This is a genomic window from Nonomuraea sp. NPDC005501, from assembly GCF_040605905.1.
Lineage (GTDB): Bacteria > Actinomycetota > Actinomycetes > Streptosporangiales > Streptosporangiaceae > Nonomuraea.
This window is the reverse complement of the sequence record NZ_JBEXDT010000013.1, coordinates 1-26280: the sequence shown is the minus strand read 5'-3', so window position 1 is coordinate 26280 and position 26280 is coordinate 1. Positions and strand designations below refer to the sequence as shown.

Sequence of the window (26280 nt, the reverse complement as noted above, 5' to 3'; positions counted from 1 at the left end):
TTGTGCGGCAGTGGACGAGTTTCTCAAGTGGTACTTTTCCGGTCGTCCGGTCATCGCCAGCAACCTGGGGGCCGACGGCTACGACCACACACTCGGCGACTTCTCCGCCGAGGCCTGGACCGCCCGCGCCCGCGAGGAAGAAGCCTGGCTGGCACGGCTGTCCGCGACGGAGACCCCGACCCTGGACGACGAGCTCGACAGAGATCTCGTCGTCTCCCAGCTGAGAGGCTCGGTGGCGCTCGCCGCCTGGCCGGAGTGGCGCCGCGACCCGGCCGCGTACCTCGCTCCGATCTTCAACGCCCTCTACACCCCGTTCCAGCAGCGTCTCAAGCCCGAGCCGGAGCTGGTCGCCGCCGCCGTCTCGCGGCTGGCCGAGGTGCCCGGCGTGCTGGCCGCCTGCCGCGCCAACCTCGACCCGGACCTCGCCGCCCCCCTCCTGGTGCAGCGGGCGCTCGGACAGGCCCGGACCGGCCGCAGGTTCCTCACCGAGACCGTGCCCGCCATGGTCGCCGACGCGGACGCGCGGGCCCAGCTCGCCGAGGCCGCCAAGCCCGCCGGCCGCGCCTTCGACGAGCTGGTCACGTTCCTGGAGGGCTTCGAGTGCGGCGGCACGTGGCGGATGGGCGAGCGCCTGTACTCCACGCTGCTGCGCGAGCGCGAGATGCTCGGGTACGGCGCGCCGGAGCTGCACGAGAAGGGCAAGGCCGCCTGGGCGGCGCTCGACGAGCGCATGCGCGAGGTGGCGCGCGGCGTCAACGGCACCACCGACTGGCGGGCCGCCATGGAGTCGCTCATGGACGACCACCCGCCGACGCTGGCGGACATGCGCGCCGAGTACGAGGCCGAGACGCTGCGCGCGCGGGAGTTCGTCCGCGAGCGGGACCTGGTCACCTTCCCCGAGGGGGAGGAGTGCCTGGTCCTGCCGTCGGCCGAGTACACCCGGCCCATCCTGGCCGTGGCCCACTACCTGGCCCCGCCGCCGCTGACCAGCTCGCGCACCGGCGTGTTCTTCGTGCCGTACACCCCGGACGGCTTCACCGAGGAGCAGGTGCGGCAGCGGCTGCGCACGAACTCGCGGGCCCAGATGCCCTCGATCGCCGTCCACGAGGCGTACCCGGGCCACCACTGGCACCTGTCGCACATGGCCGGCAACCCGCGGACGGCGCGCAAGGTGTTCCGCACGCCGTACTTCACCGAGGGCTGGGCCCTGTACGTGGAGAAGGTCCTGCACGAGGAGGGCTACTTCGACACCCCCGCCACCGAGCTGGCCCACCTGGACTGCCGCATCTTCCGGGCCGCCCGGATGGTCGTGGACACCGCGCTGCACTGCGACGACATGACGATCGAGCAGGCCGAGGAGTTCATGTCCACGAAGGCGTCGCTCACGCCGGGGACGGCCCAGGGCGAGGTCAGCCGCTACTGCGCCTGGCCCACGCAGGCGCCGTCGTACCTGACGGGCGCCATCGAGATCGACCGCATCAGGCAGTCGTACGAGGGCTCCCCGAAGGCGTTCCACGACCTGATCGCCGGCTCGGGCGGCCTGCCGCTCGGCCTGGCGGAGAAGGCCGTCACCGGAGCCCCGCGCAGCTGAGCCCCATGCCCTGTTCCGGCGCCGGCCTCAGGCGGGCCGGCGCGGGAACACGGGCGGGTCGAACGCCCGCTCCACCACCGCGTCCAGCTGCTCGGACGTGAGGACGGCCGGCCGTCCCACCCCGAGCGCCCGCACGTACACCTCGCACAGCCACTCCAGCAGCCGGGTCGCCTCGAACGCCTGCTCCAGGGTGGCGCCGATGGTCACCCCGCCGTGGTTGGCCATCAGCGCCGCCTGCCGGCCGTCGAGCGCCTCACGCACGTGCCCGGCCAGCTCGGTCGTGCCGTACGTGGCGTAGGGGGCGACGCGGACCGTGCCGCCGAGCAGCAGCGCGTTGTAGTGGATCGGCGGCAGCTCCGTCATCGTGGTCGCCACCACCGTGCCGAACACCGAATGCGTGTGGACCACCGCCTGGGCCTGCGTGCTCGCGTAGACGGCCAGGTGCATCGGGGTCTCCGACGACGGCTGGAGGTCGCCCTCCACCAGGTGTCCCTCGACGTCCACGACCGGGCACATCTCGGGAGTGAGCCGGTCCAGCGCCACGCCCGACGGGGTGACGGCGACCAGATCTCCCTGGCGGACGCTCAGGTTGCCCGAGGTGCCGATCACCAGTCCCAGCTCGACGGCGCGCCTGCCGTACGCGCACAGCTGCTCACGGGGGCTCATGAGCGGCAATGTAGTCGGTCGTCCGAAATACATCAACGCTGAACGGAGGCCGCGAGGAAGAGGTCAGAGGCGGTCGAGGTGGGTGAGCATGAGGCGTTCGAGGTCCACCCGCGTCAGGCGGGCGGGGTAGAGGAGCAGGTGCAGGCTCAGGCCGTCCACCAGGGCGAGCAGGTGCTCCGTGACGTCGTCCAGGTTGTCCTCGGTGGTCAGCTCGCCCGCCTCCCGCGCCTGCGCGAGCAGGGTCCGCACCGCCGCGCGCAGCTCGCCGCCCTCGGCGCGCTGGACCTCCGCCAGCCGCTCGGCGGCCAGGCTGCGGCTCCAGAAGCTGACCTCCAGACGCGTCTCCTGGGTGCGCTCGGCGTCCAGCGGCAGGTTGTCCAGCAGCACCTCGCGCAGCGCCGCGAGCCCCGTGACGCCGTCCACCCTGCCGGTGATGCGGTCGCGGATGCGCTGGTGGGACTGGCGCAGCGCCGACAGCAGGATCTCGTCCTTGTCGGTGAAGTAGTGGGCGAGCACGCCGTTGGAGTAGCCCGCCTCCTTGGCGATGGCACGCGTGGTGGCGGCGTCGATGCCGTCCCGGACGATCACCCGGCGGGCCGCCGACAGCAGCTCGCGCCGGCGCTCGTCGTGGTCAACGATCTTCGGCAAGGCGTCGTCCCCCCTCGTGCGTCGTACCGCTCCCAGCATATTGACTTTTTATTCGGACGTCTGTCTATTTAGACCATGACCGTCGTCACCGTCGGCGTCCACATCGTCGACATCCTCGCCAGGCCCGTCGAGCGCATCCCCGAGGGCCAGGACACCGTGCTGGTGGACCAGATCCGCCTGACCGCCGCGGGCGCCGCCGCCGGCACCGCCGTTGACCTGGTCAAGCTGGGCAACCAGGTCGTCACCATGGGCGCCGTCGGCGACGACGAGCTCGGTGACTTCCTGCTGGCGGTGCTCGCCAAGCGCGGCGTGGACGCCTCGCGCCTGGTGCGCAGGCCGGGGGAGCAGACGGCCGCGTCGATCCTGCCGATCAGGCCGGACGGCGGCCGGCCCAGCTTCCACGTGCCCGGCGCCAACCTCGGCGTGACGCTCGCCGACCTCGACGTGGAGGCGCTGCGCGGGGCGCGGGCCGTCCACCTGGGCGGGATGGACGTGACGTTCGGGCTGGGCGATCCGCGGTTCTTCGAGCTGCTCGACTCGCTCCGCGCGGGCGGGACCGTCGTGACGATGGATCTGCTGTCGGAGCTGCCCGACCTGCTGGGCATGGCCAGGGTGTTCCTGCCCCACGTGGACTACGTGCTGCCCAACGAGTCGCAGGCGCTGCTCATGGCCGGGCTGGAGCACGGCGACGGCGTCGAAGGCGACGGCGGGGACGTGGCCGAGGCGGCGCTGGAGCTGCTGGCCGACGGACCGCGCGGGGTGATCGTCACGCTCGGCGGCGACGGCAGCCTCGTCGCCACCGCCGACGGTGTCGAGCACGTGCCGGCCCTGAAGGTCGAGGTCTCCGACACGACGGGCTGCGGTGACGCGTACTGCGCCGGCTTCGTCACCGGCCTGCTGCACGGCCAGGACGTGCTGGGCGCCGCCCGCTGGGGGACGGCCGCCGCCGCCCGCGTCGCCACCGGGCTCGGCTCCGACGCCGGCATCACCGACCTCGACTCCACGCTCGCCCTGCTGTCCTGAGGCATGCCCCGAGGCGTGCCCCGAAGCGCGTCCTGACGCGTCCCGACGATCCGAGAGAAGGCCTGACCGATGAAAGACGCCGAGCTGCGCGCGCGGGCGCTGAAAGTCGTCCCCGGCGGCATGTACGGCCACCTCAACGCCGCCATCTTCGCCCCCGGCTACCCGCAGTTCTTCGAGCGCGGCGAAGGCTGCCGGCAGTGGGACGTGGACGGCCGCGAGTACATCGACTTCATGTGCAGCTGGGGCCCCGTCGTGCTGGGCCACCGGCACCCGCGCGTGGAGGAGGCCGCGGCCCGGCAGCTCGCCCAGGGCGACTGCCTGAACGGGCCGGGCCCCGTCATGGTGGAGCTGGCCGAGCTGCTGGTGGACCTGGTCCCCAGCGCGGACTGGGCGATGTTCTCCAAGAACGGCACCGACGCCACCACGCAGGCGCTCATGGTGGCCCGCGCGGCGACCGGCCGCACGAAGGTGCTCATGGCCCACGGCGCCTACCACGGCGCCGACCCGTGGTGCACGCCGTCGACCGCCGGCACCACCCCGAACGAGCGCGCCGACCTGGTGGAGTTCGCCTACAACTCGGTGGAGTCGCTGGAGGCCGCGGCGGCGACCGTCGAGGGCGACGTGGCGGCGATCATCGTGACGCCGTTCAAGCATGACTCGTTCGAGGACCAGGAGCTGGTGGAGCCCGCCTTCGCCAGGGGCGCGCGGGCGCTGGCCGACCGGCTCGGGGCCGCGCTGGTGATCGACGACGTGCGGGCCGGGTTCCGGGTCGACCTGCGCGGGTCGTGGGAGCCGTACGGGGTGCGCCCCGACCTGACGGCCTGGTCCAAGGCCATGGCCAACGGCTACCCGATCGCCGCCGTGACGGGCACCGACGCGCTGCGCGGCGCGGCCCAGACCCTGTACTCGACGGGCTCGTTCTGGTTCTCGGCGGTGGCGATGGCCGCGGCCAAGGCGACGATCGAGACGCTGCGCGACGAGGACGGCATCGCCGCGATGGAGCGCGCCGGCACGCGGCTGCGCGAGGGGCTGTACGCGCAGGCCAAGGTGCACGGCTTCACGGTGAACCAGACGGGCCCGGTGACGATCCCGTGGCTCAGCTTCGACGGCGACGCCGACCTGTCCACGGCCCTGTACTGGAGCGACGCCTGCCTGCGGCACGGGGTCTACCTCCATCCGTGGCACAACTGGTTCATGTCGGCCGCCCACACCGAGGAGGACGTGGCCCGCGCCCTCGAAGGGACGGACCTGGCCTTCGCCGAGACCCGCGCCCACCTGGGCTGACCGGTCTCGGGCGGTTCGCGGCTCTTGCCCTTCTCGCCGGTGGTGGACGATGCTGTCCTGGGATCATCCGGGCGCCACGGGGTCACGGCAGGGTCACGTCTCGATGGCGTCCCCTTGACGCAGCTCGGGGGCCGTCCGTACGTTCGGGCAAACGTTTAGGAAACTTTCCTAATTGCCCTCCAGGAGCCCCCATGACCCACCCCGGAGAGATCACCCGACGGCAGCTCATCCGGCGCATCGGCATGACGGCGCTGATCGTGGGGCCCGGAGCGGGCCTGCTGGGCGGCTGCGCCACCGGCGGCGCCGAGGAGCCGGCCGCGCCCGTCAGCTCCGCCACCGGCTCCACGAGCGCCGCGAACCCGTTCGGGGTGGACGCCAAGAAGCCGCTGAAGGTCACCATCTTCAGCGGCGGCTACGGCGACGCGTACGCCAAGGACGTCCACGAGGCGCTGTACAAGAAGGAGTTCCCCGGCGCGGCGGTCGAGCACAACGCCACCCAGCAGATCGGCACCCAGCTCCGCCCGCTGTTCGTCAGCGGCGACGTGCCCGACGTGGTCAACAACTCCGGCCCCGAGGCCCTCGACCTGGTGGCACTGGCCAAGCAGGGGCACCTGGCCGACCTGACGGCCCTGTTCGACGCCCCCTCGATCGACGACCCCGCCAAGAAGATCCGCGACGTCGTCACCCCGGCCGTCATCGACAACGCCAAGATCGACGGCAAGGACCTCGTCCTCAACTACACGGTCTCCCACCGCGCCCTGTGGTACAACGCCAAGCTGTTCGCCTCCAAGGGGTGGACGCCGCCCAGGACGTGGGCCGAGTTCACGGCCCTGGGCGAGGCGGCCAAGGCCGAGGGCATCCTGCTGTTCGCCTATCCGGGGCAGAAGGGGCCGTACTACCAGCTCTGGAACGTCCTCTACACGGCCGCCAAGATCGGCGGCAACCAGGTGCTCATCGACATCGACAACCTGATCGACAACGCCTGGAAGGCCGACCCGGTCGAGCAGGCCGTCGCCGCCTGGGCGGACATCCAGGCGAAGTACGGCGACAAGGCGTACTTCGGCCTCGACCACACCCAGACCCAGGTCAAGCACCTGCAGGACAAGCTGCTCTTCTACCCGGTCGGCTCCTGGATCGAGAACGAGATGGCCAAGGACAAGCCCGACGGCTTCGAGTACGCCATCGCCCCCATCCCGGACGTGACGGCGGCCGACAAGATGCCGTACGGCGCGATCCAGGTCGGCGTCGGCGAGAACTTCTTCGTCGCGGCCCACGGCAAGAACCCGCAGGGCGGCCTGGAGTACCTGCGGGTCATGCTCTCCAAGGACGGCGCCCGGGGCTTCACCGAGAAGACCCAGAACCTCACGGTGGTGAACGGCGCCGCCGAGGGACTCGACCTCACCCCCGGCCTGCGCAGCGCCGCCAAGGCCCAGGACGCCGCCGGCCAGAACATCATCACCGACGCGCGCTTCGAGGGCTGGTACAAGGAGCTGTTCGACTACGGCGCCGAGCAGATCAACGTGGTCATGGCCGGCCGGATCACCCCCGAGGAGTTCTGCGCCAGGATGCAGGACAAGGCGGACAAGGTACGCAAGGACGGCTCCGTCCCCAAGCAGATGCGGGGCCAGTAGCCGATGGAGCGGTGGCGCGCGTACGGCTTCGTCGCCGGGTTCCTCGCCGTCCCGATCGTCCTGTACACGGTCTTCGTCATCAGCCCGTACGTGCAGGCGTTCCAGATCTCGCTGACCGACTGGAACGGCATCTCCTCGCGCCTGAACTACGTCGGACTGGACAACTTCGGCCGCCTGCTCGGGGACGAGGTGTTCTGGCGGGCCCTGCGCAACCACGGCATCCTGCTGCTGGCGCTGCCGATCGCGACCATCGTGATCGCGCTGTTCTTCGCGTTCCTGCTCAACCTGGGCGGCGGGTCGCGCGGGCCGGGCATGACGGGCGTGCCCGGCTCGGGGTTCTACCGGGTCGTGTTCTTCGTCCCGCAGGTGCTCGCCGTCGCCGTGGTCGGGGTGCTGTTCAAGGCCGTCTACCGGCCGGACGAGAGCGGGGTGATCAACGGCGCGCTGGTCAAGCTCGGGATGGAGCCGGTCGGCTGGCTGATCGAGCCGCGCCTCGCGCTCTGGTCGATCATGGCGGTGATGGTCTGGCAGGCGGTCGGCTTCTACGTGGTGCTGTTCTCGGCCGGAATGGCCGCCATCCCGAAGGACTACTTCGAGGCGGCGGCCCTCGACGGGGCCGGGCGGGTCCGGCTGTTCTTCTCGATCACCCTGCCGCTGCTGCGCGACACCGTGCAGGTGGGCTGGGTGTACCTGGGCATCGCGGCCTTCGACGGGTTCGCGCTCATCCAGGTGCTGGCGGGGGACAAGGGCGAGCCCGACGGCGCCACGACCGTGCTGCCCATCGAGATCTGGAAGACCGCCTTCTCCTACTCCAAGGTGGGCTACGCCTCCGCCATGGGGGTGGCGCTGTTCTTCCTGACCGTCACGTTCGCGGTGCTGACGCTGCGCACCACCCGCCGGGAGAGGATCGACCCCTGACCATGGCACCGCAACCCCCTCGCTCCGGCAGCCCGCGGCCGGGCGTGCTCGGCGGGCTGTCCCACCTCGCGCTCGTCATCTGGGCCGTGCTGATCATCGCGCCGCTGCTGTGGACGTTCCTGGCGTCGTTCAAGAGCAACACCGAGATCTTCGGCGACGCGCTCCAGCTCCCCGGCGAGCTGCGGCTCGGCGCATGGGGACGGGCCTGGAGCAAGGCGCACATCGGGCAGTACCTGGTGAACACCGTCATCGTCCTGTTCTTCAGCACGCTCGGGACGATGCTCTTCGGGTCGATGGCGGCGTACGTGCTCGCGCGCCACCGGTTCCCGGGCAGTCGGATGATCTACTACTACTTCACGGCCGGCATGGCCTTCCCGGTGTTCCTGGCGCTGGGGCCGCTGTTCTTCGTGGTCAAGCGGGTCGGGCTGCTGTACACGCACACCGGGATCATCCTGGTCTACATCGCGTACTCGCTGCCGTTCACGATCTTCTTCCTGACGGCGTTCTTCCGCACGCTGCCCGAGACCGTCGCCGAGGCCGCCCGCATCGACGGCGCCTCGCACACCCGCACGTTCTTCCAGATCATGGTGCCCATGGCGCGGCCCGGCCTGGTCAGCATCACGATCTTCAACGTGCTCGGCCAGTGGAACCAGTACCTGCTGCCCCTCGTCCTGCTCGCCCGCGACCGGGACGACTGGGTGATCACCCAGGGCATCGCCGACATCTCCACGCTGGCCGGCTACGAGGCCGACTGGCCCGGCCTGTTCGCCGCGGTCAGCATGGCGATCCTGCCGGTGCTCGTGGTCTACGTCATCTTCCAGCGTCAGATCCAGTCGGGCCTCGGCGCCGGCGCCCTCAAGTGACCGAACACCATCCGGCCCTCACCACGCATGACAAAAACGCCCTGACCGAGACGGACTTCGCGCCGGCCGCCCTCATCGACGGGATCATCGGCGAACACTGTGCGTAGCCACTCGGTCACCCGCTAGAGTGGTGGCCCTCCACGAGCCGGCCGTACCCGCTCGTGACGCGATCCTTTGTCACCACCCCGGGGGTTTTCCATGCGCATGCCCGTTCCCATAGTGCTGCTCGCCGTTCTGGCGGCAGGCTGTGCACCCACCACGGCCGGTCAGGCCGGCACCGCCCAGACCCAGGACACTCCGGCCCAGGAGGCGGCGGCGCACACGCCGTCGCCGGCGCCCAGCCCCGAGGGCGGCCACCGCGGCGCGTCCGACAAGTCGGGCTCGCTGTCCTCCAGCGGCGACTTCACGCAGGACGGCAAGCGCGCCATCGTCTACGACCGCAAGCTGGCCCCCCAGGGGGCGCGGGCCAGCGTCACCGTCGAGTCGTCCAGCGGCCAGACGCTGTCCTCGCTCGTCGTCGAGGGCCTGCTGCCCGACCGCGCCTACGGCGCCCATCTCCACACCAAGCCGTGCGGCGCCAAGCCCGACGACTCGGGCCCGCACTACCAGCACGAGAAGGGCGAGGCCAGCGCCGCCAACGAGGTCTGGCTCGACTTCACCACCGACTCCACGGGCGCCGGTCGCGCCACCGCGCGCAACGCGTGGACGTTCTCCCCGGGCCGCCGGCCGCACTCGCTGGTGATCCACGCCAAGCAGACGACCGCCAGCGGGCCCCAGGCCGGCGAGGCGGGCGCGCGCGTCGCCTGCCTCACCCTGGGCTGAGCCGCCGCGCCACTCCGCGCTGCACCGCACCGGCCGCCACCCGATCCTCGGGCGGCGGCCGGTGGTCGCTGATCGGCGGCCGGCGGTCAGGCGTGTCCGGCCGGGACGGTGCCGAGGCGGCCGGCCTGGAAGTCCTCGAAGGCCTGCACCAGCTCGGCGTGCGTGTTCATGACGAACGGCCCGTAGTGGGCCACGGGCTCCCCGATCGGCTCCCCGCCCAGGACGATGACGTCCAGCGCGTCCTTGGCCGTGATCGTGATCGACTCGCCGGCCGTGGTGCGCCCGGGCCGGTCGCCGAACCCGTCGAACACCGCGAGCTGGCCGCTCGCGAGCGGCCGCCGCTCCGCACCGACGGTGCCGCGGCCCGACAGGGCGTACACGAGGGCGTTGAAGTCCTTGCGCCACGGCAGCGTGAGCCGGGCCCCGGGGCTGATCGTGGCGTGCAGCATCGTGATGGGCGTCTGGGTGCTGCCGGGGCCGGCGTTGCCCGCCAGGTCACCGGCGATCAGCCGCACCAGCGCGCCGCCGTCGTCGCTGCTCAGCAGCGCGACGCTGGACGCCCCGATGTCCTGGTACTTCGGCGCGATCATCTTCTTGGCGCCCGGCAGGTTGACCCAGAGCTGGATGCCGTGGAACAGCCCGCCCTGCTGGACCAGCCACTCCGGCGGCGCCTCCTGGTGCAGAATGCCGGCTCCGGCCGTCATCCACTGCGTGTCGCCGTTGGTGATCGTGCCGCCACCGCCGTTGGAGTCGAGGTGGTCGATCACACCGTCGATCATGTAGGTGACGGTCTCGAAGCCCCGGTGCGGGTGCCACGGGGTGCCCTTGGGCTCTCCGGCCGCGTAGTCGATCTCGCCCATCTGGTCCATCATCACGAACGGGTCGAGGTACTCCGGCTTGATGGTGGCGAGCGCCTTGCGGACGGGGAAGCCCTCGCCCTCGAACCCGCTGGGCGCGGTCTCGACGGCGAGCACCTTGCGCGCGGGCCTGGCGCCGTCCGGCCGGGGCAGGCGCGGCAGGGCGAGCGGGTTCTCGACGGTTACGGCTGGCATCTCGCGCTCCTTCGCGTGGCGTTGTGCCCCCCTCAACTCAGTACAAGTTTCAACTATTCCGCGAGCGTGACGAGCCGTGGATCGGCGGTGCGGTTGGTCAGCCGAAGACGGCCGGAGGCGGGACCGGGGCGAGGACCGGGTCGCCGTCCCTGATGGGCGCCGCCCCGGCGACGAACCGGGTCAGCGCGTCCCCGTGCAGGCATCGCGCCTGCGTGAGGCCGCCGGCGGCGCGGCGGGTGAGAAGATCGAGCGGCAGGGCCGTCCGTGAGGCGGCCAGGATGAGGTTGCCGAAGCGCCGCCCGCGCAGCACGCCCGGCTCCGACAGCAGGGCCACGTGGCCGAACGTGCCCTGCACCGTGGCCGCCAGCCGCCGGGCGAAGGCCAGGCCCTTGCCGTCGGCGAGGTTGACGAGCAGCGTGCCCGCCGGCCGCAGCACCCGGGCGAGGTCGTCCATGTACTCGGCCGTCGCCAGCTCGACCGGCATGGTCGCCCCGGCGAACGCGTCCAGCACGACCAGGTCGGCCGAGGTGTCCCAGACCCGGGCGGCTCCTTCGCGGCCGTCCATGACGAGCACCTTCAGGCGCGGCACCGAGCGCAGGTCGAGCTGCTCGCGGATGAGGTTGACGAGCAGTCCGTCGGGCTCGACGACGATGTGGCGGGAGCCGGGGCGGGTGGTGGCCACGTAGCGGGGGATCGTGCAGGCGCCGCCGCCCACGTGGACGCAGCTCAGCGGCCCCTCCGGGAGCACGTCGATGACATCCGCCATGAGCTGTACGTACTCGAATTCCAGATATGTGGGGTCTTGTAGGTCCACATAAGACTGCGGTACGCCATCCTTGGACAGTACCCAGCCGTCCGGCCTGTCCAGATCCCGGAGCAGTTCGATCTCGCCGAAGGTGACCGGATACAGGCCGGGCATCGGTTCGCGCTGTGCTCGTGCCACGTTGCTGCCTCCCTGGGAGAACACCGTATGCGACGAAGAAGGCTGATCGTGCTTACCGTCGCGGTTCTGGCGATATTGGGCGCGTACGGCTTCGCGGTCGCCTCGGCCGCCCGGGTGCGGGGCACGGCCGGGCAGGCGGCCGACTCCTACTTCGAGGCCTGGCGGGAGGGGGACGTGCGGGCCATGGCCCGCCTGGTCTACCAGGCGCCCTCCGACTTCGTCTCCCGCCACCTGACCTTCAGCGAGGAGCTGCACGTCCAGAAGATCGAGCTGCGGCCGGGGGCGCTGAGGAGCACGGGGGAGGGGACGGCCGAGGTGCCGTTCACCGGGACGCGCACGCTGCGGGAGTTCGGGGCGTGGCCGTTCGCGGGCACGCTGCGGCTGGCCGTGCGGGACAGGACATGGAAGGTCCTGTGGAGTCCCGAGACGCTGCACCCGCTGCTCGCCGGCGGCGGCACCCTGAAGATCGTCGAGCTGGAGGACGTGAAGGCGGAGTTCCTCACCAGCGAGGGCGACAGGATTCCGCACGACAGTTACGCCGACGCCTATCTCGAACGGCTCGCGCCGGAGTTCGCCGTCGCGTCCGGCGGGCGCGCTCTGGTCGCCGCCGCGCCCGGCCAGCCGGAACGGCGGCTGCTGACACACGCCCTCGACCCGGTGGTCCAGCGCACCACGCTGTCGCGGCCGGTGCAGGCGGCGGCGGCACGGGCCCTGGACGGGGTCGAGGACGCCGCCATCGTCGCGCTGCGGCCGAGCACCGGCGAGGTGCTGGCGGTGGCCGACCGCCTGGGCGACGGCCACAGCGCCTTCGACGACCTGTTCCCGCCCGGCTCCTCGTTCAAGACGATCACCGCGGCGGCCCTGCTGGCGAGCGGCCTCGACCCGGCGGCCGAGCTGTCCTGCCCGGGTGACTACCAGATCCCCCTGCACCGCTCCTTCCACAACGCGGGCTTCGAGGACCACGGCACGGTCAGCTTCACCGACGCCTTCGCCCTGTCGTGCAACACCACGTTCGTCGAGCAGGTCACCACCCGTCTGGCGGCCGGCGACCTGCTCGCGACGGCCGGGCAGTGGGGGTTCGGCAGGTCACTGCCCACGGGCGCGGGCGGCACCTGCGGCACGATGGAGGAGCCGGAGGACACCGACTGGCTCGGCGCGGACGCCATCGGCCAGGGCTCGGTGCAGGCCACCCCGCTGTGCATGGCGGCGGTCGCCGCCGCCGTGCAGAGCGGCACCTGGCGCTCGCCGCGGCTGCTGCCCGAGAAGGAGGTGCGGCGCCTGGAGGGGCCACCGCCCAAGCCGGTCGAGCTCGACGCGGGGATCGTGGACGCGCTGCGCGGCATGATGGCGGCGGTCGTGGACCACGGGACGGCGAGCGGGGCGGGCCTGCCGGCGGGGGTGGCGGGCAAGACCGGGACGGCAGAGACGATCGACGGCGCCGATCACGGCTGGTTCATCGGCTACCGCGACGACCTGGCCTTTAGCGTCTTCGTCCGGCACGGTGGGGCGGGGCGGACGGCCGCGCTGCCGATCACCTCCCGCTTCCTCAACGGGCTGTAGCCGAAAGAACTGTAGCCGAACGGGCTGTAACCTACGGTACCGTAGGTTTCATGACGACGGTCACCATGAAGCCCAGACTGCGTGGCTGGTTGCACACCGGAGCGCTGCCCGTGACCCTGGTCGGCGGGTTCGTGCTCGTGGCGCTGGGCCCCACCCTCCAGGCCCGCCTGGCCGCCGCGATCTACGCGATCACCTCGGGTCTGCTGTTCGGCATCTCGGCCACCTACCATCGCGGCACGCTGGGGCCACGCCTGGCCGAGGTGCTGCGCCGCTTCGACCACGCCAACATCTACCTGATCATCGCGGGCACCTACACGCCGTTCGCGCTGCTCGCGCTCACCGGCGCCGCGCGGGTGGCCGTGCTGTCGGTCGTCTGGGGCGGGGCGCTGGCCGGCGTGGTGTTCCGGGTGTGCTGGATCGGCGCGCCGCGCTGGCTCTACACGGCCCTCTACGTGGTGCTCGGCTGGACGGCGATCTTCGTGATGCCGCAGCTCCTGGAGGGCGCGGGGCCGGCCGCCGTGGTGCTGATCGCCGTCGGCGGCGTCCTCTACAGTGCCGGCGCCATCGTGTACGGCCTGCGCCGCCCCGACCCGTCGCCCCGCTGGTTCGGCTACCACGAGGTCTTCCACGCCTGCACCGTCGCCGCCTACCTGGTGCAGTACATCGCCGTGTCGATCGTCGTCTACGCCCAGGTGTGATCTCCGGCCGGGCCGGTGCGGAGCGTGCAGATCGGTGGGCGGTGGATCGCCGACTTTTGACCGCGTGGTGGTCTGCTTTCGGGATCTTTCTGGAGAAGAGACCGGCATGGAGCAAATCGCGCGGATCTGGTGGCTGATCCTCATCCGGGGCATAGCCGCCCTCCTCTTCGGCATCCTCGCGCTCATCTGGCCGGGGAAGACGCTGCTGATAGTGGTGATCTTCTTCGGTGCCTACGCGATCGTGGAGGGCATCTTCGCGATCTTCGCCGGCGCCCGGCACAACGCCCGGTCCCGGGCCTGGCTCATCATCTCCGGCATCCTCGGCGTCCTGGCCGGCATCGTGGCGTTCCTGTGGCCGGGCATCACGTCGCTGGCGCTCCTGTACGTCGTGGCCTTCTGGGCCATCTTCGCCGGCATCACCGAGATCGTGGCCGGCATCCAGCTGCGCAAGGTCGTCGACAACGAGTGGATGCTCATCATCGGTGGCATCCTCTCGGTCATCTTCGGCGTACTGCTGCTGATCTGGCCGGGCGCCGGGCTGCTCACGCTGATCTGGCTGGTCGGAGTCTTCGCCATCGTGTACGGCATAGCGATGATCGCGCTCTCGTTCCGTGTGAAGAAACTTCAGCCGGCGGCGTAGATTTCCAGAAAATTTCCGGATGAATGGGGATATGGGCGGGGAAGTATGTCCTGTTGGTTCGTTGTGGAGGAATCATGGACGTACACGCCCGTCTCGCCCGCCACCTACTCGTCGACGGCTACCGCCTCGTGCTCGACCTCGACCGCAGCCAGGGCTCCTGGCTCGTCGACGCCCGCGACGGCCGCCGTTACCTGGACTTCTACACCTTCTTCGCCTCGGCGCCGCTCGGCGTGAACCCGTCCTTCGACCCCGAGACAGCCGAGCTGCTCGGCCGGGTCGCGCGCAACAAGCCCGCCAACCCCGACATGTACACCGAGCACCTCGCCGACTTCGTGGAGACCTTCACCCGCGTCCTCGGCGACCCCGAGCTTCCCCACCTGTTCTTCGTCGAGGGCGGCGCCCTGGCCGTCGAGAACGCCCTGAAGACGGCCTTCGACTGGAAGAGCCGCCGCAACGAGGCCGCCGGGCGATCCGCCGACCTCGGCACCCAGGTGCTGCACCTGACCCGGGCCTTCCACGGGCGCAGCGGCTACACCCTCAGCCTGACCAACACCGAGCCCGGCAAGACCGACCGCTTCCCCAAGTTCGCCTGGCCCCGGATCGACGTGCCGGCCGCGCACCTCGGCGACGTGGAGGCGGCGGAGGCCCGCGCGCTGGAGCAGGCGCGAGCCGCCTTCGAGCGGCATCCGCACGACATCGCCTGCTTCATCGCCGAGCCCATCCAGGGCGAGGGCGGCGACAACCACATGCGCGCCGAGTTCCTGCAGGCCATGCAGCGCCTGTGCCACGAGTACGACGCGCTGTTCGTCCTGGACGAGGTGCAGACCGGCGGCGGGACCACCGGCACGCCCTGGGCCTACCAGCAGCTCGGCCTCGCGCCGGACATCGTGGCCTTCGCCAAGAAGGTGCAGGTGGGCGGCATCATGGCGGGCCGCAGGGTGGACCTGGTGCCGGACAACGTCTTCCAGGTCAGCGGCAGGATCAACTCGACCTGGGGCGGCGGCCTGGTCGACATGGTCCGCTCCCGCGCCCTGCTGGAGATCGTCGAGCGGGACGGCCTGATGCCGCGCGCCGGGCTGCTCGGCGCGCTGGTGGTCGAGCGCCTGACCAAGATGCAGGCCGAGCGGCCCGACGTGCTGTCCGGCGTGCGGGGGCGCGGTCTCATGTGCGCCTTCGACCTGCCGGACCGGCAGAGCAGGGACGCCCTCGTCTCCCGGCTGCGGGAGGACCAGGGCGTGCTGGTGCTGTCGTGCGGGCCGCGCTCGGTGCGGCTGCGGCCGGCGCTCAACATCACCGAGGGCGAGCTGGACCACGGCCTGCGCGCCATCGCCACGGCACTGGACGCCTGACACCCCGCGCCTGACACCCCGCGCCTGACACCCCGCGCGCGTGAGGCGTCGTTCCCGGCCTTCCCCGAAAACCGGCAAGGATTGGCAAGGACATCGCCGTGGGTCGGCTTTCCCGCGCCGGCGGGGGCCTGGACGTCGTCAGGCTTGCCCGCATGGCCGAAGCTCCACCCTTTCCGCGTTCAGCGCCTCTCGTCCCCGACCCCCTCACGGAAGGCGCGCCCCCCACGGCCCCGCCCTCGCTGCGGCCGTCCGCCTGGCTGCCGGCGGTGGCCGTGGCCGGTTGCGTCGGGGCGGTCCTCGGGTTCCACGGCGTCCCCATCTCCGACCTGAGCGTCTTCACCCTCTACGCCGCGCTCGGCCTGGCCCTGCCCGGCCTGCTCTGGGTCCGCGTGCTCTACCGGCGCCCGCACACGCTGCCCGAGGAGCTGGCCCTGGGCCTGGCGCTCGGCTACGCCGCCGAAGTCCTGTGCTACCTGCCCGCCCGCGCGGCGGGCGCGCCGCTGCTGGTGGCCGCCTGGCCGATGGGCACCTACGCGCTGTTCGCCGCGGTGCCGCGGTTGCGCGCCCACTGCAGGGTGACCCGCCAGCCCAAGGCCCCGCTGTGGTGGTCGTGGTGCCTCGCGCTGGCCGTGATCGGCCTGACCCTGTGGATCTCCGTTGGCTACTTCGCGACCCACCCGATCGCCGGACCGCGGGGCACGGCGCCGGTCGCCGCCCTGCCCCACCTGGACATGATCGACCGGCTGATCAGCCACGGACCGGGCGGCGGGCCGTTCGGCCACGACTGGTTCGTGCACGCCCATCTCGCCGCCGCGAGCTGGATCACCGGCGTGGAGCCGTCCGTGCTGCTCTTCCGGCTGGCCCCGCTGCCGATGCTGGCCGCGCTGGTCGTGCTGCTCGGCATGGCGGGCCGCCGCTTCACCGGCTCGCGCCGTCAGGCGCTGGCCGCCCTGACGGCCGCCGCGTTCGTGACGGCGCCCAGCCTGTACGCGGGGACGGCCGCCGGTCTCCTCACCTGGACGCCCGCGCAGGAGTGGGCCATGCCCGCGCAGACCTTCGGCGCGCTGCTGTTCGCGCCCCTCGTCGTCCTGCTGCTCGACCTGTTCGGCGACCGGCCGCAGGGGCGGGGCGTGTGGGTGCTGTTCGCCGTGCTGCTCGCGGCCGTCGCCGGGGCCAGGGCCGCCTGCGTGCCGCTGCTGGCGGCCGGGCTGCTGGCGGTCGTGACGGTCGAGGCGGTCAAGTGGTTCTCGCTGCCCCGCCGCGCCACCGCCGCCTTCGGGCTGGCGGCGTGCGCGCTCGCGGCGCAGGCCGCGCTGCTCGGCGCCTGGCAGGGGGTGGCCGTCGATCCGCTGGCGTTCATGCGGGTGTCCTGGGCCGCTCTGACCGGTGCGGGAAGCGCGGGGGACGCGGCGGAGGCGTCGGCGCTCTCGCTGGCCGGCGTCACCGCGCTCTGCCTGCTGTGCGGGGCGATCACCTGGTGCGGCGTGCTCGGGCTGCTCAGGCGGCCCCGGCTGCTGGCGCGCCCGCCGGTCGTGCTGGCGCTCGGCATGGGCGCGGCCGGGCTCGGCGCGCTGCTGCTGCTCGCCGAGCCGTACCAGGCGCAGACGGACTTCCTCCAGGCGGCCTGCCCGTACCTGGCGATGGCCGCGGTCTATGGGCTCGGCTGCGTGGTCAGGAAGGCGGGCGTCTCGTTCAGGGCCGGGCTGTGCGCGGCGCTGGCCGGGGTGGCGGCGGCCTGCGCCGTCCGCTGGGTCTTCGGCGTCCACGTCCCGCTGCGGCCGGGCGGCGGGGAGCTCGCCCTGTACCTGCCGTACCTGACGCTGGCCGGAGTGGTGCTGGCGGTGGCCGCCCTGCTGGGGGCGGCCGGTCAGCCGCGCCCGCGCGTCTGGGCGCTGACGCTCGTGCTGGTGACGGCGGCGGGCACGCCGGCCGCCTGGCTCGGCCGGGCGCTGCCCGTCCCGGACACCGTCGCCACCGCACCGGCGCGGACGGGATTCGCCCCGGCCGGTGAGGTGGTGCGCCGGTGAGCACGAGCGAGCTGACGACCATCCCGTTCACCTTGTTCAGCGCCATGGCGGCGCAGAGCTTCCACAAGACCAAGAACTTTCCACATGGCCAAGAGCACGCGCCTGGACCCCGACCTGCATGACCCGGCCGCGGGCGACGCCTCGGATGGCTCCGCCGCTCCGCCTGACCGCGCCGCGCGGGGGCTCGCGCCGCGACGGCTCCTGAGGTGGGCGCCGGTCGCGGTGGTGACTGCCCTGTCGGTGGCGCTGCTCGCGCGCCACGGCGTCCGGCTCGCGGACGTCACCGTCTTCGGCGGCTACCTCGTGTTCTGCCTGGGCCTCCCCGGCACGCTGCTCGTGCGCGCCGCCTGCGCCCGCGCCCGGACGCGGGCGGAGGAAGCCGCCCTGGGACTGGCGCTCGGCTACGCCGCCGAGCTGGCCTGCTACCTGCCCGCCCGGGCGTTCGGCGTCCCGCTGCTGGTGCTGGCCTGGCCGGCCGTCACGTACGGGGCCTTCCTGGCCGTTCCCCGGCTGCGCCGGTACTGGAGGGCTGGCCCCCGGATGGTGGTGGCGCCGACATGGTGGGCGTGGTGGCTGGCGCTGGTCGTCTCCGGCGTCGTGATCTGGAGCGCCGTCACCTTCTTCGCGTCCCAACGGCTCGGATGGCCCGTTCTGGGGAAGTCCTACCCCGACCTGCCGTTCCACCTCGCGCTGGTCGGGGAGCTGAGATACCACGTGCCGCCGACCGTTCCGATGGTCGCGGGGGAGCCGCTGGTCTACCACTGGTTCGTCCACGCGCACCTCGCGGCGGCGAGCCACGTGACTGGAGTTGAGCCCGTCGTGCTGCTGTACCGGCTGGGGCCGCTGCCCATGATGGCGGCGCTGGCGGTCCTGCTGGCGATGACGGCCAGGCGCCTGCTGCGGTCGTGGCCGGGCGCCGCGGTGGCCGTCACCCTGGCGCTGTTCGTGCTGGCGCCGGTCCTTTACATGGGGCCGGCCATGGGGGCCTTCGACTGGAGCAGCGCGCAGTCGTGGCTGAGCCCCAGCCAGACCTTCGGCGCCCTGCTGTTCGCGCCGGTCGTCCTGCTGGTCGCGGACCTCCTCGAACGGCGGAGGCCGGCGGGGGAGTGGCTGCTCCTCGCCGTCTTCCTGCTGGCCGTCATGGGGGCCAAGGCGACCTACCTGCCCCTGCTCGCGGCGGGGCTCGTGGCCGTCGCCGCGGTGGAGGCGATCGGGCGGCGCCGCGTCCCGCGGCGCGTGCTGCCGGTGCTGGGCATGACCGTGACGTGCCTGGTGTTCGCTCAGGTGGTGCTGTTCGGCGGGGCGCGCCAGGGCATGGTGGTGGACCCGCTCTCCCTGTCGCGGATCACCTGGGCCGAGCTGACGGGAGCGGACGCCGAGACGGCCGCACCGGTCGCTTCGGTGCTCGGCGTGACCATGCTGTGCGTCCTGGGCGGGGTCGTCGCGTGGTCGGGGGTCCTCGGGCTGCTGTCGCGGCCACGGCTGCTGCTGCGGCCCTGGGTCGTGCTCGTGCTCGCGATGGCAGTGGCGGGAGCCGGCATGGCGCTGCTGTTCGCTCAGCCGGGCCGCTCCCAGGTGTACTTCCTGCAGGGCGCCTGCCCCTACCTGGCGATGGCCGCCGTCCACGGGCTGCTCGTCGTCACACGGCGGGCGGGCCTGTCCGCGCGGGATGTGGTCCGCGCGGCAGGCGCCGGCGCCGTGATCGCCCTGCTCGTCCGCGCGCTGTGCGGGGTGACGGTCCCGCTGGAGCCGGGGCGGTCGGAAGGCGCACTGTATCTGCCGTACCTCGCCCTGGTGGCGACCGTGGCCACGGCCGCCACCGTCCTGGCAGCCCTGCGATGGAACCCGCTCCGGATCTCGGCCGTCACGCTGGTGATCGTCACGGCCGCGGGTACGCCTGGCGCTTGGTCGGCGCACGTCCTGCCATGGGCGGACCCGGCGCCGAGCTCGCCCACCCGGCAGGCGGCCCGGTCTGCTGCGCGTCCCCGGCCCGTGCCCGCGGGGCTGGTGGGAGCGGCGCGGTGGCTGCGGTCCCGGTCGGCCCCCAGTGACCTGGTCGCCACGGGCATGCACTGCCGCGTGCGGGGAGGAGGCATGTGCGACCACCGGGCCGCCTGGGTGGCGGCACTGACCGAGCGCCGGGTGCTCGTCGAAGGCTGGACGTACACGGCACGCAACCTGGATCGCTGGCGTCCGGGCGAGGTGGCGTGGCGGCGGCGCTTCTGGGACCGCGACAGGCTCCGGGTGAACGACGCGGTCTTCGAGGCCCCTTCGGCCGCCTCGGTGGCCGCGCTGCGCGATCGTTACGGGGTGCGCTGGCTGCTCGCGGACGAGCGCCGCGCCGGCCGGGGCGCCGCGCTGGGACGTCACGCGGTCCTGCGTCACCGGTCAGGGGACTTCTCCGTCTACGAGATCCCCCCGGCCGGAGGACGTCAGGTCGGGGAGACCACCTTGAACGGCTGGCAGTAGGTGGCGCCCCACTTGAGGCCCGGCGGCGGTGGGGGCGCGGTCAGCGTGCACCTGGTCTGCGCGACCACCCCGCCCGTGGTCACCACCGAGATCAGCAGGGAGTCGGCGGGCGAGGAGGCTGTCGCCGCGGACACGTCGCTCACGGCGGGAGGGTAGCCCGGCACCGACGCGAGGTTGTGCCAGTCGCGGGGCGACGGCGTCCGCGGGTCCCTGACCCACGTCGTTCCGTCCATCGTGAGCACGGTGAAGTCGGTGGGTCCCGGCGCGAATGTCAGCGGGAGCAGGGTGGTGTCGATGCCGGGACTCACGCCCGGCGGCCCCTGGGCGCCCCGCGGGCCGCGCGGGCCCCGCGGCCCGGGAAGGCCCTCGACGCCCTGCGGCCCTTGAGGCCCCGTGGCCCCCTGCGGGCCGGGAGGTCCGCCCGGCCCCGACGGGCCCTGGGGCCCGGGCGGCCCCTGCGGGCCGGTGGCGGTGTGGTCGCCCGCCGGCCCCCGCGGTCCGGGCGGGCCCACCGGTCCCCGAGGGCCGCGGAAGCCCCGTGGTCCCCGCGGCCCCGGCGGCCCCTGCCGGCGGCACGTCCAACCGAAGCAGGAACGCCGTCCGCAACAGCGCCGGTGTGCCGGCCAGGTGAGCGTCCAGGTCGTTCCTGTCATCGCCGCTCGTGGCCAGGGTCGGGCCTCCGTCCGGCCATGGGCGGACGCCGCCGCCGGTGGCGACACCGCCGATCCCGCGACCGCGCAACCCGCGGTCAGCGCGGTCGCCCACACGAGGAGACGACCGTGGGCCAGCATGCTCCTGCGGACGGTCATGCGATTCCTCTCTTCGGCGGCAGCGGACCGCCGCCTCAGTTCACGAGCTGGATCAGCGGATCCGAGACGCTGGGCGTATAGGTGACCCAGTCCTCGTTGACGGCGAACCCGCCGTCCAGGTAGGTGGCGGTGATCTGGTGCCGCCCCGCGGCCAGGCCCGAGGTGGTGAACGTCGCCGTCATGGTGCTGCTCTGGAAGCCGGATCCGATGACGCTCTCCCCGTCCTTGAACAGGACCTTTCCCGTGGGCACCACGGAGGGGTCAGGCCCGGTCACCTTGGCCGTGAAGGTGATGGGTTGTCCCTTCCGGGCGGGGTTCGCCGACGAGGTCACGGTGGTCGTGGTCGGCGGGTACTCCGGCACCATGACCCGGGTGTCCGGCACGCTCGTGCTCCCCACCATCTGGACCATGTCGTCGAGTGCCATGGTGCGCCCGTAGACGACCGCTGCCGGAGACACCATGATCGATTCCTGCGCCAGGATGTTGCCGCGGAAGGTGGACTCGGTGCCCAGCGAGGCGGGTCCCGCCACCTGCCAGAAGACGTTGTTCGCCTGCGCGCCGTCGACCAGGTCGATGTTGCTGACCCGCGCCGTGTTGAGCGAGTCCGACTGGAAAATGAAGACGGCGTCCGGGTCGCCCTCGGCGTCGAGGGTGAGCGTGCCCGTGATCTGGAAGGCGTCCTCTCCCGCCCGGTACACGCCGGGAGGCACGGTCATGCCGCCCAGGTTAGTGGGCATGACGGCGTCGGGCCGGCGCCGGGCCGTGTCCTGGTAGGCGGCGGCCGCGTCGGCCTTGGCCAGCCTGGCCTTGCCGTCGTCCACATGGGTGCTCCCGCGTACCCTCCCCGGGGGGAAACCGCGGACGGTGTCGCCGGGGCTGACGTACACGTCGCCGACGACCAGGCCACGGTCCGTGGCCACCACCGCCATCCCGGCCACGATTGCGCAGTCCGTGGCCTCGCCGAGCTCGACCGGCGGCTGTTCACCCCGTGTGCTGATGCCCGCGCTCAGCGTGCCCGCGAGGAGCGCCGCGGTCAACACCCCCGACAGCCATGAGGGAAGCCGAATCCTGGTCATGGAGACCAGTGTGATCATGGCGGTACGCGCGGCCGGCCAGGGACATTCGGCGGCGGTGAGGCCCTTGCCCATCTTTTGGCGAAGTGAGACCAATGCCGGTCGCTGCCTGCTGAGAGGCGTCCGCACGACACGCCGGAGTCGTCACGTAATCGGGGATGTGGCCGAGCCCTGCTCGTACAGTCGAGCCGATCGCATCTCGATGTGACAGGGGGCTGGACATGAGAAGCAAGCTGGCGGTGGTGGGGCAGGGATACGTCGGCCTGCCCCTGGCGATGAGCGCGGTGAAGGCCGGGTTCGACGTCGTGGGGATCGATGTGGACTCCTGGCGGGTCAAGCGGCTCAACGCGGCCGAGTCCTACGTCGAGGACATCGACGGCGACCGGCTGGACGAGGCCCTGCGCAGCGGGCGATACCTCGCCAGCACCGACTACGCCGACGCAGAGGGCTTCGACGTCTGCGTCATCACGGTGCCCACCCCGCTCAACGAGGGCGCCCCCGACCTGCGGCACATCGGCGCGGCCGGCCGGTCGATCGCACCACTGGTGCGCCCGGGCAGCACGGTGGTGCTGGAGTCCACCACGTACCCGGGGACGACGGAGGAGTACCTGCTGCCCCTGCTCGAAGAGGGCTCCGGGCTGTGCGCTCCGCGCGACTTCTTCCTGGGCTACAGCCCCGAGCGGATCGACCCCGGCAACCCACGCTGGCGGCTGGAGAACACGCCCAAGGTCGTCTCGGGCCTGGACGCGCTCTCGCTGAACAGCGTCGAGGCGTTCTACCGGCACGTCGTCGCCGACGTCGTGCCGGTGTCCTCGCTGCAGGTCGCAGAGCTGTGCAAGCTGCTGGAGAACACGTTCAGGCACATCAACATCGCGCTGGTCAACGAGCTGGCCGTATTTGCCCAGCAGCTCGGCATCGACGTGTGGGAGGCCATCGACGCGGCCTCCACCAAGCCGTTCGGCTTCATGCGCTTCACGCCCGGCCCCGGTGTCGGAGGGCACTGCCTGCCGATCGACCCCTCCTATCTGTCGTGGAAGGTCAAGCGGAGCCTGGGGCACAACTTCCGGTTCGTCGAGCTGGCCAACGACATCAACAACCACATGCCGGACCACGTCGTCCACCGGCTGGCTCTCGCCTTGAACCAGCGACGCAAGCCGGTCAACGGCAGCCGGGTGGTCCTGTTGGGGCTCGCCTACAAGAAGAACTCGGGTGACTGCCGGGAGTCGCCCGCCATCGAGGTCGTCAGGTCGCTGCGCAAGCTGGGCGCCGACGTGCGGGCGGTGGACCCGCTCGTGGACGGCTACCAGCTCCCGGTGGGCGTCGAGCTGGTCGAGCTCTGCCGGAGAGAGCTTTCGGCGGCCGACGCCGTCGTGGTGCTGACCGACCACGACTGCTTCGACTACCGGCTGGTCGAGGAGGCGAGCCCGTTCGTCTTCGACACCCGTAACCGCTGCCGCGGCGGCAACGTCGAGCGATTGTGACCGGCCGGATGTGACGATCCGGGCGCCGCGGTCACCGGTCACCGGTTACCATTACATGGCGTGTCTGACTAGTTCCGGAACCGTACAATCGCAGTACAACTGTGGTGTGATTCGCCTCGATGACGATGGCGCGCAGGCCAGGGCCTGTGTCAAGAACAAGCCCCGGCGCGCTGGCGTCGCTCGGCTGTCGCGCCCCTTTACATCACATGCCGGTCGCTCCCTGCTCGCCGTCGTCCTCGCCATGGGCGGGATCGTCGTCCTCCAGGACGCCGCGTACGCCGACCCGCTCCCCGTGAGCATCGGCACCGCCGACTCCTACGGGGTCCTCGCCGGCTCGTCGGTGACGAACTCGAACCAGACGACAGTCGCCGGCGACCTGGGGGTCAGCCCAGGCAGCACGGTGTCCGGCTTCCCGCCGGGCACCGTCACCGGGTCCGTCCACGCGGGTGACAGCGCCGCCGCGCAGGCCAGGTCGGACGCCGTGGCCGCCTACAACGAGCTGGCCGGGCGTTCGCCCGACGCGACGATCGCCACGCAGCTCGGGGGCACCACGCGCAGCCCGGGCGTGTACAACTCGACCAGCGGGACCTTCGCCCTCTCGGGCACGCTGACGCTCGACGCCCAGAACGACCCCGACGCCGTGTTCGTCTTCCAGGCCTCCTCCCTGACCACGGCCAACGTCAGCAACATCGACCTGGCCGGCGGCGCGCAGGCCGACAACGTGTTCTGGCAGATCAGCGGCTCCACCACGCTGGGCACCCAGTCGACCTTCCGGGGCGACGTCCTGGGCCAGGGCTCCGTCACGGTGTCGTCCGGCGCCGCGGTCTACGGCAGGGTGTTCTCCCTGAACAACACGGTCGCGCTGCAGGGCACCACGTCCGGGCCGGCCACCCGCGTCACCGTGCCGGACGACCCGAAGTCGACCACCAGCGTCTCATCCTCGCTCAATCCCTCGCGCACCGGCGACTCGGTCACCTTCACCGCCACGGTGCGGGGTGTGGGCGTCATGAGCTCGATCGTCCCTGTGGGCCAGGTGGTGTTCAAGGACTACGACACCGTCATCGGCTCCGACACCAACAGCAGCCTGGCGCCGGCCACGCTGACGGTCTCCGACCTCAGGGCCGGTGAGCACCGCATCACGGCCGTCTACCTCGGCGGCGACACCCCGGTGAACGAGGCCATCGTGCACTTCGCGCCCAGCAAGTCGCAGCAACTCATTCAGCTCGTGACGTACACGATCTGGAACGACTCGGATACTCCTGCGGTCTCCTCGCACACCGAGACGCAGCCCGTCACCTTGGGCGTGAAGTTCCAGGCCACCACGACCGGCGTCGTCTCCGGCATACGCTTCTACAAGGGGTCGCTGAACACCGGGACGCACACGGGCAGCCTGTGGACGGCGGGGGGCACGCTCCTGGCCAGCGCCACGTTCAGCAACGAGACGGCGTCCGGCTGGCAGCAGATGGACTTCGCCACGCCGGTCACCGTGACCGCCAACACCACCTACGTCGCTTCCTACCACACCCCCTCCGGGCACTTCTCGTACACGCTGCAGTACTTCACCTCTCAGCACGCCAGCCCGCCGCTCGTCGCCCTCGCGGACGGCGCCGCCGGCGGCAACGGCGTCTACACCTACGGGGCCACGAGCGCGTTCCCGTCGAGCACGTTCCAGTCGACGAACTATTGGGTGGACGTGGTGTTCACCCCGGCCAGCAGCCTCTGGGACCAGAGCGCGACTCCGGCGGTGGCGTCGCACAGCGACACCCAGGCCGTCACGCTGGGGGTGAGATTCCGGGCCGCGACCACGGGACTCGTCCGGGGCATCCGCTTCTACAAGGGGTCGCTGAACACCGGGACGCACACGGGCGCTCTGTGGACGGCGGGCGGCACGCTCCTGGCCAGCGCCACGTTCAGCAACGAGACGGCGTCCGGCTGGCAACAGGTGAACTTCTCGACGCCGGTCGCCGTCTCCGCGAACACCACGTACGTGGCCTCGTACCACACGACGTCCGGCCGGTACTCGATCACCGGCAACTACTTCACGTCGGCGCGCGTCAACAGACCGCTCACCGCGTTCGCCGACTCCTCCGGCGGCAACGGCGTCTACACCTACGGGGCGTCGAACTCGTTCCCGACGAGCAGCTTCCAGGCGACGAACTACTGGGTGGACGTCGTCTTCACACCCTCGAACAGTCTGTGGGGCAGGACGGCGGTGCCGGCCGTGACGTCGAACCCCGCCACCCAGGCCGTCACGCTCGGCGTGAAGTTCCAGGCGCTGAGGAGCGGTAGCATCACGGGCCTGCGCTTCTACAAGAGCCCGCTCGACATCGGGACCCACACCGGCGCCCTGTGGACGTCGGGCGGCACGCAGCTCGGGAGCGTCACCTTCAGCGGTGAGACCGCGTTCGGCTGGCAGGAGGCGACGCTTTCGTCACCGGTGGCGATCTCCGCGAACACCACGTACGTCGCGTCGTACCACACCACGTCCGGCCACTTCGCCTACACGCTGCAGTACTTCACCGACGAGCACACAAGCGGTCCGCTCGTCGCCCTGGAGAACGGGACGGATGGCGGCAACGGCGTCTACACCTACGGGGCGTCCAGCACCTTCCCGTCGAGCACCTACCAGTCCACGAACTACTGGGCGGATGTCGTCTTCAACGTGACCTGATCTACTCAGGAACGTGGAGAAATGAGGCGCCGCTCCGTCGTGACGATCCGATCGTCACGACG

21 protein-coding genes are annotated in these 26280 nt (G+C 71.6%); 15 read left to right on the top strand and 6 right to left on the bottom strand.

All coding sequences use genetic code 11. The features are described 5' to 3' along the window. Positions 1–10: 10 nt before the first annotated feature. On the top strand, positions 11–1591 hold the full coding sequence (locus ABZS51_RS09935) for a DUF885 domain-containing protein (protein ID WP_355438261.1): 1581 nt from the start codon (positions 11–13) through the stop codon (positions 1589–1591). 27 nt (positions 1592–1618) lie between these two features. On the opposite strand, the gene ABZS51_RS09930 is transcribed toward ABZS51_RS09935, so the two are convergent. Both ABZS51_RS09930 and ABZS51_RS09925 read right to left on the bottom strand, forming a co-directional pair. Then, entirely contained in the window at positions 1619–2257 is a 639-nt protein-coding gene (locus ABZS51_RS09930) for a class II aldolase/adducin family protein (protein ID WP_355438259.1), read from the bottom strand. A 63-nt stretch (positions 2258–2320) separates the two neighbouring features. After that, entirely contained in the window at positions 2321–2905 is a 585-nt protein-coding gene (locus tag ABZS51_RS09925) for a TetR/AcrR family transcriptional regulator (RefSeq protein ID WP_355438257.1), read from the bottom strand. A 75-nt stretch (positions 2906–2980) separates the two neighbouring features. Between ABZS51_RS09925 and ABZS51_RS09920 the strand changes: the two genes are divergently transcribed. The 6 genes from ABZS51_RS09920 (at position 2981) to ABZS51_RS09895 (ending at position 9446) form a co-directional block, all read left to right on the top strand. Beyond that, positions 2981–3928 (top strand): PfkB family carbohydrate kinase, encoded by a 948-nt coding sequence (locus ABZS51_RS09920; RefSeq protein WP_355438255.1) that lies wholly within the window; start codon positions 2981–2983, stop codon positions 3926–3928. A 69-nt stretch (positions 3929–3997) separates the two neighbouring features. After that, positions 3998–5212 (top strand): aminotransferase class III-fold pyridoxal phosphate-dependent enzyme, encoded by a 1215-nt coding sequence (locus ABZS51_RS09915; protein WP_355438253.1) that lies wholly within the window; start codon positions 3998–4000, stop codon positions 5210–5212. Positions 5213–5403: 191 nt separating this feature from the next. Continuing rightward, positions 5404–6843: an N-acetylglucosamine/diacetylchitobiose ABC transporter substrate-binding protein gene (gene ngcE / locus ABZS51_RS09910; RefSeq protein ID WP_355438251.1), complete on the top strand. Its 1440-nt coding sequence runs from the start codon at positions 5404–5406 to the stop codon at positions 6841–6843. Between the two features lie 3 nt (positions 6844–6846). Continuing rightward, entirely contained in the window at positions 6847–7761 is a 915-nt protein-coding gene (locus ABZS51_RS09905; protein WP_355438249.1) for a sugar ABC transporter permease, read from the top strand. Positions 7762–7763: 2 nt separating this feature from the next. Then, positions 7764–8624, top strand: a complete 861-nt coding sequence (locus tag ABZS51_RS09900) for a carbohydrate ABC transporter permease (protein ID WP_355438247.1) — start codon at positions 7764–7766, stop codon at positions 8622–8624. A 204-nt stretch (positions 8625–8828) separates the two neighbouring features. Then, complete coding sequence (locus ABZS51_RS09895; protein ID WP_355438245.1) at positions 8829–9446, top strand: superoxide dismutase family protein; 618 nt, start codon at positions 8829–8831, stop codon at positions 9444–9446. 86 nt (positions 9447–9532) lie between these two features. Here the strand turns inward: ABZS51_RS09895 and ABZS51_RS09890 are convergent, their stop codons facing one another. Further along, entirely contained in the window at positions 9533–10498 is a 966-nt protein-coding gene (locus tag ABZS51_RS09890; protein WP_355438243.1) for a pirin family protein, read from the bottom strand. A 97-nt stretch (positions 10499–10595) separates the two neighbouring features. Further along, positions 10596–11441, bottom strand: a complete 846-nt coding sequence (locus ABZS51_RS09885) for a fused MFS/spermidine synthase (protein ID WP_355438241.1) — start codon at positions 11439–11441, stop codon at positions 10596–10598. Between the two features lie 48 nt (positions 11442–11489). On the opposite strand from ABZS51_RS09885, the gene ABZS51_RS09880 reads away from it, so the two are divergent. The 6 genes from ABZS51_RS09880 to ABZS51_RS09855 all read left to right on the top strand — a co-directional run bounded on the left by ABZS51_RS09880 (position 11490) and on the right by ABZS51_RS09855 (position 20184). Next, positions 11490–13001 carry a penicillin-binding transpeptidase domain-containing protein gene (locus ABZS51_RS09880; RefSeq protein ID WP_355438239.1) on the top strand — a complete coding sequence of 504 codons (1512 nt, stop codon included), beginning with the start codon at positions 11490–11492 and terminating at the stop codon, positions 12999–13001. 50 nt (positions 13002–13051) lie between these two features. Beyond that, on the top strand, positions 13052–13699 hold the full coding sequence (locus tag ABZS51_RS09875; RefSeq protein ID WP_355438237.1) for a hemolysin III family protein: 648 nt from the start codon (positions 13052–13054) through the stop codon (positions 13697–13699). 106 nt (positions 13700–13805) lie between these two features. Further along, entirely contained in the window at positions 13806–14339 is a 534-nt protein-coding gene (locus ABZS51_RS09870; protein ID WP_355438235.1) for an HdeD family acid-resistance protein, read from the top strand. Between the two features lie 74 nt (positions 14340–14413). After that, positions 14414–15688: an L-lysine 6-transaminase gene (lat, locus tag ABZS51_RS09865; RefSeq protein ID WP_355438233.1), complete on the top strand. Its 1275-nt coding sequence runs from the start codon at positions 14414–14416 to the stop codon at positions 15686–15688. 152 nt (positions 15689–15840) lie between these two features. Beyond that, complete coding sequence (locus ABZS51_RS09860; RefSeq protein ID WP_355438231.1) at positions 15841–17715, top strand: hypothetical protein; 1875 nt, start codon at positions 15841–15843, stop codon at positions 17713–17715. Positions 17716–17799: 84 nt separating this feature from the next. After that, the gene (locus tag ABZS51_RS09855; protein ID WP_355438229.1) at positions 17800–20184 is read left to right on the top strand and encodes a hypothetical protein; all 2385 of its coding nucleotides are present in this window, start codon (positions 17800–17802) and stop codon (positions 20182–20184) included. Here ABZS51_RS09855 and ABZS51_RS09850 read toward each other — a convergent pair. Both ABZS51_RS09850 and ABZS51_RS09845 read right to left on the bottom strand, forming a co-directional pair. After that, positions 20148–20492 carry a hypothetical protein gene (locus ABZS51_RS09850; RefSeq protein ID WP_355438227.1) on the bottom strand — a complete coding sequence of 115 codons (345 nt, stop codon included), beginning with the start codon at positions 20490–20492 and terminating at the stop codon, positions 20148–20150. The genes ABZS51_RS09855 and ABZS51_RS09850 overlap by 37 nt on opposite strands. A gap of 536 nt (positions 20493–21028) precedes the next feature. Then, positions 21029–22069: an ice-binding family protein gene (locus ABZS51_RS09845; RefSeq protein WP_355438225.1), complete on the bottom strand. Its 1041-nt coding sequence runs from the start codon at positions 22067–22069 to the stop codon at positions 21029–21031. 218 nt (positions 22070–22287) lie between these two features. Between ABZS51_RS09845 and ABZS51_RS09840 the strand changes: the two genes are divergently transcribed. Beyond that, complete coding sequence (locus ABZS51_RS09840) at positions 22288–23547, top strand: nucleotide sugar dehydrogenase (RefSeq protein ID WP_355438223.1); 1260 nt, start codon at positions 22288–22290, stop codon at positions 23545–23547. Positions 23548–23788: 241 nt separating this feature from the next. Next, positions 23789–26218: a DUF4082 domain-containing protein gene (locus tag ABZS51_RS09835; RefSeq protein WP_355438221.1), complete on the top strand. Its 2430-nt coding sequence runs from the start codon at positions 23789–23791 to the stop codon at positions 26216–26218. The last annotated feature ends 62 nt before the right edge of the window (positions 26219–26280 follow it).